The sequence below is a fragment of the uncultured Algibacter sp. genome (genome assembly GCF_905480415.1).
Lineage (GTDB): Bacteria > Bacteroidota > Bacteroidia > Flavobacteriales > Flavobacteriaceae > Algibacter_B.
Window position 1 is genome coordinate 26,544 of record NZ_CAJQQI010000117.1, and the last position, 9,939, is coordinate 36,482.

At 31.9% G+C, this 9,939-nt stretch carries 8 protein-coding genes; 3 read left to right on the top strand and 5 right to left on the bottom strand.

The annotated features are described in order from the left end of the window. Positions 1-76: 76 nt before the first annotated feature. Complete coding sequence (locus QZ260_RS08235; RefSeq protein WP_295984957.1) at positions 77-1,645, top strand: HAMP domain-containing sensor histidine kinase; 1,569 nt, start codon at positions 77-79, stop codon at positions 1,643-1,645. A 2-nt stretch (positions 1,646-1,647) separates the two neighbouring features. After that, the gene (locus tag QZ260_RS08240) at positions 1,648-2,352 is read left to right on the top strand and encodes a response regulator transcription factor (RefSeq protein WP_295984940.1); all 705 of its coding nucleotides are present in this window, start codon (positions 1,648-1,650) and stop codon (positions 2,350-2,352) included. 76 nt (positions 2,353-2,428) lie between these two features. Here QZ260_RS08240 and QZ260_RS08245 read toward each other — a convergent pair whose 3' ends face one another. The 5 genes from QZ260_RS08245 to QZ260_RS08265 are packed head-to-tail and all read right to left on the bottom strand — an operon-like array spanning position 2,429 to position 7,651. Beyond that, a complete protein-coding gene (locus QZ260_RS08245; RefSeq protein ID WP_295984941.1) occupies positions 2,429-3,085 on the bottom strand; it encodes an alpha/beta hydrolase-fold protein in 657 nt (218 codons plus the stop codon). Continuing rightward, a complete protein-coding gene (locus QZ260_RS08250; RefSeq protein WP_295984943.1) occupies positions 3,086-3,424 on the bottom strand; it encodes a hypothetical protein in 339 nt (112 codons plus the stop codon). 2 nt (positions 3,425-3,426) lie between these two features. Next, positions 3,427-4,683, bottom strand: coding sequence for a dihydroorotase (locus tag QZ260_RS08255; RefSeq protein ID WP_295984944.1), 1,257 nt, complete (start codon positions 4,681-4,683; stop codon positions 3,427-3,429). Further along, entirely contained in the window at positions 4,680-6,605 is a 1,926-nt protein-coding gene (locus QZ260_RS08260) for a BatA domain-containing protein (protein ID WP_295984947.1), read from the bottom strand. The genes QZ260_RS08255 and QZ260_RS08260 overlap by 4 nt, the downstream gene beginning before the upstream one ends. A gap of 38 nt (positions 6,606-6,643) precedes the next feature. Beyond that, the gene (locus QZ260_RS08265) at positions 6,644-7,651 is read right to left on the bottom strand and encodes a glycosyltransferase family 2 protein (protein WP_295984950.1); all 1,008 of its coding nucleotides are present in this window, start codon (positions 7,649-7,651) and stop codon (positions 6,644-6,646) included. An 86-nt stretch (positions 7,652-7,737) separates the two neighbouring features. On the opposite strand from QZ260_RS08265, the gene QZ260_RS08270 reads away from it, so the two are divergent. Beyond that, on the top strand, positions 7,738-9,627 hold the full coding sequence (locus QZ260_RS08270) for a peptidase M61 (protein WP_295984952.1): 1,890 nt from the start codon (positions 7,738-7,740) through the stop codon (positions 9,625-9,627). Positions 9,628-9,939 lie beyond the last annotated feature (312 nt).

Genomic DNA, 9,939 nt, shown 5'->3' on the forward strand with positions numbered 1-9,939 from the left:
GCTACAATTTTAACATTTTTGTTAATGATAGGTTAAAACATAAGATTACTAAATGTTAAAATGTTAATTTTGAATGATGGGCAAAAAATTATTTATCCTGTTAATAATACTCATGAGCTTGTCTCTTGTTGGTATTATTGCTATTCAAGCTTATTATATTAATGATTCGGTAGATAACGAAAATGAACGTTTTAAATTTAATGTTGTTAAAGCGCTTAATTATGTTTCTAATACCATTGAAGAAAACGAATCAGAAATGTATTTCTCTAAGTTTTTGAACTTAGATAGTGAGAAAAAAACAGATGAAGATGCTGTTTCTCAGTTGTTAATATATCAGAAAAATAACAGCACAAAAGAAACGCTCATTTACAGAAGTAGTGTTTTACAAGAAAACTATAAACTATCTTCTTCGCTCTTTGACATTGGTTTAGATAGTCTTGATATTAAAAATATTACAGCAAAATCAACAGCTGAAATATATGACAATACAGGAATTGCTGAAAAGGATATTAAAAGTCCGATTACGAAAATTATTAGAAGTGGTACTATTGATGAAGCACAGAGGTTAAGTTTTGATAAGAGTTTTAAAGAAATCTCAAAACGAACACCAATTCATAAGCGCGTTTCTAAAAAAGAAATTAAAAAGTTGTTATCTGAGAAACTTGAAAAAGATGGTATTGATATCGATTTTGAATTTGCCATATATAGTAATGATTTAGCAACTAAAGTACGTAGTGATAACTTTGAGTATGATCCCAATTCTAAACTTAGAGTTCCTATTTTTTATGATGAAAACAATCAAACACCGTATAGACTTTTAGTTAATTTCCCTGATGATAGGAAATTTATTTTATCAGGTATTATTGGTATGATTCTTTTGTCGGTGATTTTCACATCTATTATCATACTTGCTTATTCAAGCGCTTTATTTCAGTTGGTAAAACAGCGTAAAATCTCAGAAATTAAAACGGATTTTATTAATAATATGACGCATGAGTTTAAAACACCTATAGCTACTATTAACTTGGCATTAGATGCTATTAGAAACCCTAAAGTTATTGATGATAAAGAAAAGGTGTTACGATACCTTAGGATGATAAAAGAAGAAAATAAACGTATGCATGCGCAAGTTGAAAATGTACTACGAATATCTAAACTAGAAAAAAATGAACTAAACATTAGTAAGGATAGAGTGGAGTTAAACGACTTAGTGGAAGACGCTTTATCACATGTAGAGCTTTTAGTAGAAGATAGAAAAGGTTATATTAAAACGTTTTTCAACGCTGAAAAGTCATCAGTTTTAGCTAACGAAACTCATTTTACCAATGTTATAGTAAACATTCTGGATAATGCTATAAAATATTCTCCAGAGGCTCCCAAAATTGAAGTGCATACTGAAAATGCGGGGACAAATATTATTTTAAAAATTAAAGATCATGGCAGTGGTATGAGTAAAGCGGCTGCTAAAAAAGTGTTTGAAAAATTTTACAGAGAACACACGGGAAATATTCATAATGTAAAAGGCCATGGTCTAGGCCTGGCTTATGTTAAACGAATTGTAGAAGACCATCAAGGTCATGTATCAGTAGAATCAGAAAAGGAAAAAGGAAGCACATTTATTATAAAGCTACCGTTAATATCGTAACTATGGAAGAGCATAAAAAAAGAATATTATTAGTTGAAGACGATCCGAATTTTGGAACCGTTCTTAAAGATTATTTAATGATGAATGATTATGAAGTTACACATGCTAAAAATGGTATGGAAGGCTTTGAGAAATTCAAGAAAGACGATTTCGATTTATGCATATTAGATGTTATGATGCCTTATAAAGATGGGTTTACATTAGCTAAAGAAATAAGAGAGAAAAATACAGATGTTCCTATTGTGTTTTTAACCGCTAAAACGATGAAAGAAGACGTTTTGAAAGGCTATAAGGTCGGGGCAGATGATTATTTAAATAAACCTTTTGATAGTGAGGTGCTTTTAATGAAGATTAAAGCTATTATACAAAGAAAAGCTACCGAAACCATTTCAGATAGTAAACAATTTGAGTTTAAAATTGGGCGTTTCGATTTAAATTCTAAACTGCGTTTCTTAAAATTTGATGGTGAGAATCCAGTTAAACTATCACCAAAAGAAAATGAGTTATTGCGTTTATTAGCATTACATGAAAACGACTTAATGCCACGAGAATTAGCATTAACTAAAATTTGGCGTGATGACAATTATTTTACATCGCGGAGTATGGATGTATATATTGCGAAACTCCGTAAGTATATGAAGCTAGATGATAAAGTAGAAATACTTAATATTCATGGTGAAGGCTTTAGGTTGGTAATAAACAACTAGGGAATACTAATTTTATGATATGAAAAATCCAGCATAATGCTGGATTTTTTTATTTATAATTTTTAAGATCAATAAGTTAAATGCGCGTACTTAACCAATCTTTAAGCTCGTAAAAATTTTGTGGCGCTACACCATGACCAACAGGGAATTCTGAATACTTGTACTTAATATTTAAGCTATCCAAAATAGGAGATGTAAGTCGTGCCCAATTCACTGGAATTACTTGATCTGAGCTTCCGTGTGAGCAATAAAAATCTAATTTTGAATAATCTCGATTTTCTATATCCTGAGGAAAAATATCTTTATTGATGTAGCCACTTAGTGCTATAATATTTTTAATTTTTTCAGGATAGGTCAAAGCTACAGCATAACTCAAAATAGTACCTTGACTAAACCCCAATAGAGATACATTGTTTTTGTTTACCGGATACGTTGTTACTACTTCATCAATAAATGTTGCAATTAAATCGCGAGATTCTATAGCTTCTTCATTATCGCTCCACTTTCCTTTATCGGCATCAAAATTAATAGCATACCAAGCATTTCCATAAGGTTGCATCGGGTGAGGTGCTTTTACAGAAATTATAAAAAGTTCTTCTGGTAATTCTGAAGCAAAAGAAAATAAATCGTTTTCGTCGCTGCCATAACCATGCATCATAATTAATAGTGGTGCATTTTCGGTTAAGGTGGATTTACGAATAACGTGATGTAAAGAGAGTGTGTTGTCTATCATTTATGATCCAAGATTTCCAAATATTTTTTGGTATAAGTTTCCAACAAGAGGAACAGCTTCAGCTTTTCGGCTAATAGCATTGGTAAAGCCGTAAATAAAAAGTACTGTAAAAAACAAATAAAATGCCGAGGTAACTAACCAGCTATTAAAACTTCCAATGATGTACCCTAAGGCAAAAAAAGTGAGCCATAAACCTAAAGACTGTCTGATGTGAAAACTTGCAAAGGTACTTTTTTTACCATCTTCATTATTCATGTAATAAGCTATGATAACTCCAATAATAGTTATATAGCTTATGATGGCGTTTTGACGCCCTCTGTCAATATCTTGTTCTGTCATGCTTAAGAATTAAAAACGACTTGGTTGTTTGCAATAATGCCATAAGCCTTTCCTCTTAAAGGCTCATTTTCAAAAATGGAATTTTTAGACCTGGATACCATGTCTTTTTTGGAGAATATATATTTAGTATCCGGATTAAAAAGAGTCATATTAGCAGAACTACCTATGTTAATTGGTGTGTGTTCGAAGCCAAATCTAATTTTTCCTTTTGTTAAGACATCAATAGTCTTTTTTGTAGTAAATATTTTTTGTAAAGCTCCAAAAGCACTCTCTAATCCAATGGTGCCATAATTAGCGTGATCGAATTCTATTTTCTTTTCTTCAATATCTATGGGATTATGGTCAGTTGTAACCATATCAATGGTTCCATCTTTTACAGCTTCAATTAAAGCGTCTATATCAGATTGCGTTCGAAGAGGAGGTAGCACTTTATAGTTTGTGTTGAAATCTATTAAAACGTCATCAGTAAAGTACAAGTTATGAATAGCCACACTACAGGTGATATTCAATTTTTTCTTCTTCGCTTCTCTAATTAAAGCGACTGAAGTTGCAGTCGAAATAGTTGAAATATGTAATTTTCCGCCAGTATACTCTAGCAAAAATAGATCTCTAGCAACTTGTAGTTCCTCAGCTAAAGCAGGAATACCTTTTAAACCTAATCGGGTACTAGTTATATTTTCATTCATTACACCTTGTCCAGAAATTTTATTCTCTTGCGGAAACGAGCATACTAATCCGTCAAAATTACTGGCATACTGCAAAGCAATTTTCATCAAGTTGGGGTTGGATATTGGCTTTTTATAATCATAAAATGCAACCGCACCGGCAGTACTCATGTCATAAAGTTCAGCTAAATATTCGCCTTTGCTTCCTATGGTTAAAGCTCCAATAGGTAATAAGCTTACAGCATTGTTATTTGCTTTTGAGTTTAAAAATGTAATATTAGAGTTGGAATCTATTATAGGATTTGTGTTGGAGTTGACAGCAACAGAAGTAAAACCAGAGTAAGCAGCAGTTTTAAGTCCATTTTCAATAGTTTCACGTTCTTCATATCCAGGTTCCCCAAAACTAACACTACTATCAAACCAACCTTGCGATATATGAAGGTTGTCAAGCTTTATTTCTTTGTAATTTTTAGGGTTTTTAATACTTCTGGAAATCTTAGTAATCACACCGTTTTCAATTAATAAATCTTGAGTTGTATTATGAAACTCGCTTTTAGAATCAATAATTGTGGCAGATTTTATAAGTATGTTCATTTAAAGAATTTTAAGATGAGCATTTCAATAATCAATAACGCTAGTGCAAAAATAACAAACCATTTCCATAGGGCGTTAACTTTTGTATCACTTTTTATAGTATCGAAAACTTTAGTGATAGAATCACTAACCGTTACATTTTCTATGGAAGAAAGATTTCTGTATGCTAACTTACTTTCATTTCGGCTATAATTGTAACTCACATTTTTAATGGTTTCGTCTTTGTTTTTTATTAAATAAGTACCTGAAAGCGATGGGTCTTCTAAAGTGTTTACGATCACTTTATTATTAAAATATTGCTGTTTTGGTATCAAATTTATATTCCCATTTGTGAGAGATAAAACGGCATCTTGTTGCATTTTAGTGGCGACATCAAAAGTGTTTTCTTTACCAATAGTATAATACAATTCAGGAATTTTAAAACTCTGCTTTGCTATATTGTAAAGTGTAGGAACTATTAAGGGTGAGTTTTTAAAATTAGAATTATCTTGGTTCAAAGCTGCGGTAAATATATAAGTATTCTTCTTTTGTCCTAAGAATATTTTTTCATCTTCAAATTGTAAAACTGGTGATGGGCTAGTAGAAGCTATATTATAAAAACTCTTCACTTGTGGATATTGAAAGTTTTTAACTTGCTTTTCAAAAACACCATTATTATAAATCGGATGCGAATAATTTATGGTGGTTATGCGTTTTTCAGAAGTAATTACATCACTAAAACCACTATTGTAATTTGCTAAGAATTGATTATAGGATGCCTTATTAATTGTTTCTGAAGGCATCAGAATTATGGAACCTCCTTGATCCGTAAACTGTTTTAAAGCTGAAACTAACGCAATAGGAATGCTATTCAATTCATTCAAAACAATTAAATGTTGGGAATCGATAAGATTATAGTTTAGCTGATTTATGGGTGACGAATTGTAATTAAATTCAGCTTTGGGATATATACGTTTTAAGAATGAATCATCCTGTCCATTGATCGCTAAAACATTAATTTTCGAAGCTTTATTGATGTTGAAATACAGCGTATTATCAAACTGTAAATTGGAATCATCAAGAGTTATTTTTCCATTAATCAATTGGTTAATAGGAAGTGTAAATGTGGTTTCAGCATCTTGCTCAATACCTACAGAAGTTTTTGCTATAAGTTTGTCATTATTGTACAGTGAGATAGGTAGATTTTCAATTGGGATACCACTATTTTTTAGTATTACTTTTAGTTCAATTGAAGTCGAAATAGTTTCAGAAATATAAATGCTATCTATGGAAATATTATTTCTGTTTAAAGGGTTTAAGTTTACCAAATTAAAGTTAATCAAAGAATCTGATTCGATTTTAAAATCTGATTCATCTTGTTGAAAATCAGATATTAAAACAACATTTTTTAAAGTATTACTTTTCTTGTTCAGATAGGCTACGCTTTTTAATAATGCTGCTTCAGATGATAAGCTGTTTGATGAATAATTAAGCTCTAATAAGTCATTTTTAATAGCCTTTAAAGATGTGTTTTTGAAAACCTCATCGTTCGTGATAATTGAAATATTTTCATCCTCAGGAACATTAGTCATAATATCTTGTACGGCACGTTTTAGCAATTCACCTTGATTGCCTTTAGCTTGCATACTAAACGAATTATCTAAATAAATAACCGTTTCTTTTTTAGTCTTAAAGCTATTCGATTTTGAAGTAAAAGGCTGTGCAAAAGCAAAAACTAAAGCTGCTAGCAACAATAGCCTAGTTATTAGAATTAACCATTTTTTTATTCGTGAACTTTTACGAGTTTGGAGTGTAGCTTCTTTAAGAAAAGCAACATTAGTAAAGGCAACTTTTTGAAATTTACGAAGTTGAAATAAATGAATAATAATAGGGATGAGCAGTAAAAATAATCCGTAAAGAAGTTCTGGGTGTTTAAACTGCATATTGTTTTAAATTGATCAAATCTATATAAATTTTTTCATTAACAAAAGAAAACATAATCTTCAATGGACATCATGTTTAAATTATCTAAATAGTAGCGAATTTCTTTCTGGTCTTTTTTGTTTGCAACGGTAATAATACTTTGCGTATTATGAATAGTTTCTAAATAATTAAAAGGTCTTAAAATTTTACCGTAAATATCTTTTCCTATCTTTTTGGGATTATCACAAACCCATTCAAAAGGCATATTTTTTTCAATAAGTGATTTTGCTATAAACTTACCCTTGTTCCCAGCACCCCAAACGACAAGTGTTTTTTTTGGATTAAAATCTAATTCTAAAAAGTAGTCTAACTTTAAAGGTATAAAATGATTTTCAGCATAGTGCTCATTTGTCCTAGAAGTACGATGGCTATAATCTCTCCAATCATGTAACACAACATCGCACGGGATGCATTTAAAATGATGCTTATAGAAGCGAAAGGCTAAATCATAGTCCTCGGGATATATGTTAGGGTTAAAACCATTACAAGCTATTAGATCTTCTCTATGAATCATCCAGCAAGGCGAGGGAATAACACATTCTTTATAAATTTCAGAATAATTGGTCCCATTTTGTGTTAAGCCATTTAGCCAAATCTCATAACTTTTATATCCTGCTTTTATACCTTCCGCGGAAAAATAATTAACCATGCCTAATGCAACATGTCCTTTACCGTTATTAAGTAAATTATTTGATAATATTTCCAATTTGTTACGATGCATCGTATCATCACTGTCCATTCTGGTAATAAATTCGCCAGTACTTTCTTTAAATGCTAATTGGAGCCCATCAATAATGCCATTTCCAGAATTTTTAAGAAGTTTAATTCTATTATCTTTCTGAGCAATAGTTTCTACCATAGAAAAACTAGAGTCAGTTGAGTTATCATCAACAATAAGCAGTTCCCAATGGGTATAGGTTTGTTTTATAATCGATTCCAAACAATCGATTATAAAATCTTCTGTATTCTTAAACGGAATTAATATGCTAACTAATGGGTTGTGCATATTGCGAATTTAACAAAACCTTAAGAAAGGAGCCCGTAACAATAAGGTATTTTGTACGTCAATTAAAAAACTATAAAATTAATTTAATGAATACAAAAACATTATTCGCGTTTTTTGCCGGAGCAATGTTAGTTGGCTGTGGGTCAACTAAAATTATCAGCAATGATTTAGCAACAAGTTTGCCTATTGAAACTTCAATAAATTTATCTAATATCACTGATGATAAAGCACCTGTAACTATTAATCCGGGGCGTTTTACATTAGAAACCGTAACCTACAGATTGCCAAGAGTGATTCAAGGAACGTATTCTGTGAGTGACTTTGGTAAGTATGTGGACGATTTTAAAGCCTTGGATTACAAAGGATCTAAAATGACTGTCAATAAAGTAGATACCAATACATGGACTATTGCGAATGCCAAAGAATTAGACAAAATCACGTATTTAGTGAATGATACGTATGATATTGAAGCAAGCGGAGGCATAGGGAAAGACACTCCTTTTTCACCAGCAGGGACGAATTTAGAACCTAATAATTATGTATTAAACTTACACGGGTTTATTGGATATTTTGACTCATTAAAAAACAATCAATATAAATTGGATGTTACTGCTGCATCAGATTATGTTCGCACATCTGCTTTACAAAATGTGAGTTCAAAAGTGAGTGAAGATGGTAAAACCACGACCACAAGTTATTTTGCTCCTAGATATTTTGATATTACAGACAACCCAATGATGTACGGGAACCTTGATGTTGAAGAATTTCAAGTAGGTGGTATAAAAATTGTATTAAGTGTATATTCTCCAAATAAGATGCATAGTGCAGCGTCTCTTAAAGAAACAGTTTTTAAGATGATGCAAGCCCAAAAAGCATATTTGGGAGATATAAATGTTACCCCTCGTTATGATATTTACTTGTATTTATCAGAAGGTAAAGCAGAGTCTCCAAAAGGATTTGGGGCCTTAGAACATCATACCTCAACGGTTGTTGTGATGCCAGAGTCTATCAATAAAGTGGCGTTAGCAGAAAGCATGATAGATGTAGTTTCTCATGAATTTTTTCATATTGTAACACCTTTAAGTGTGCACTCAGAAGATGTACATTATTTCGATTATAACAACCCAACGTTTTCAAAACACTTATGGATGTATGAAGGCGTTACAGAATATTTCGCAACGTTATTTCAAGTCGATCAAGGTTTAGTTGAAGAGAGAGACTTTTACAATAAGATAATGGGAAAAATTGAAGGTTCTAAGCGACTAAACGACGCTATGAGTTTTACTATTATGAGTGAAAATGTATTAAAAGCACCATACAAAGACCAATATTTAAATGTGTACCAAAAAGGTGCATTGATAGGTATGTGTGTTGATATTTTAATTCGCGAAGAAAGTAATGGTAACAGAGGCATTCTATCGTTAATGAAAGAATTGTCTAATAAATACGGAAAAAACAAACCGTTTGAAGATGATAAATTGATTGAAGAAATCACAGCAATGACGTATCCTTCTGTAGGAGAGTTTTTAAACACACATGTTGTTGGAGATATTCCAATCAACTACAATACCTTTTTCGAAAAAGTAGGCTTAGAGGTGGCCGAAGGACAAATAGAAGCTAATTATATCTTAGTAAACGGTGCACCTATAGTAAGCGGAGCTCCAGATAAAGGTATTTTCTTTGTGGACAGTGTTTTAGAAAATAGTTTTTGGAAAGAACAAGGAGCACAACCAAATGATATTATAAAAGCGGTTGATGGAAACGAAGTAACTCTTCAAAATGCTAATAAAGTTTTAGGAGAAGTGTTTGGTTGGAAACCAGGAAGAGACATAGAAGTGACACTTGAAAGAGACGGTAAGGAAGTGATTATCAAAACCACCACCACTCAAGGTTACACAACTGGAAAGGCTCTAAAACAAAAGAAAGATGCTACAGATGCTCAAAATATATTACGCGAAGCTTGGTTAAAAGGCTAGTAAAATTTTAGAAGTACAAATTAAAACTGACGATTGATGAACTAACAGTTTGTCAATCGTTTTTTTTATGGCGCCTGCCTGCGTGCTGGCAGGCAGGTTACCTAAAAGGGTCGGGCTTTCCAATATATCTTTCTGCGAAGCAGTTCAGAACGTGATTTGGGATTTCATTATAAATTGACACCTCGTTTTAAATAATAGACTGCGTACCCAAAGCTCTCCAAAAAGGATGCCGTTTCAATCCCTAATGCAAATACTTGCAGACGAAGCTCTTTAGTCCTTTGTGTATTTTGCAGCTTTCCCTTTAGATAAAGA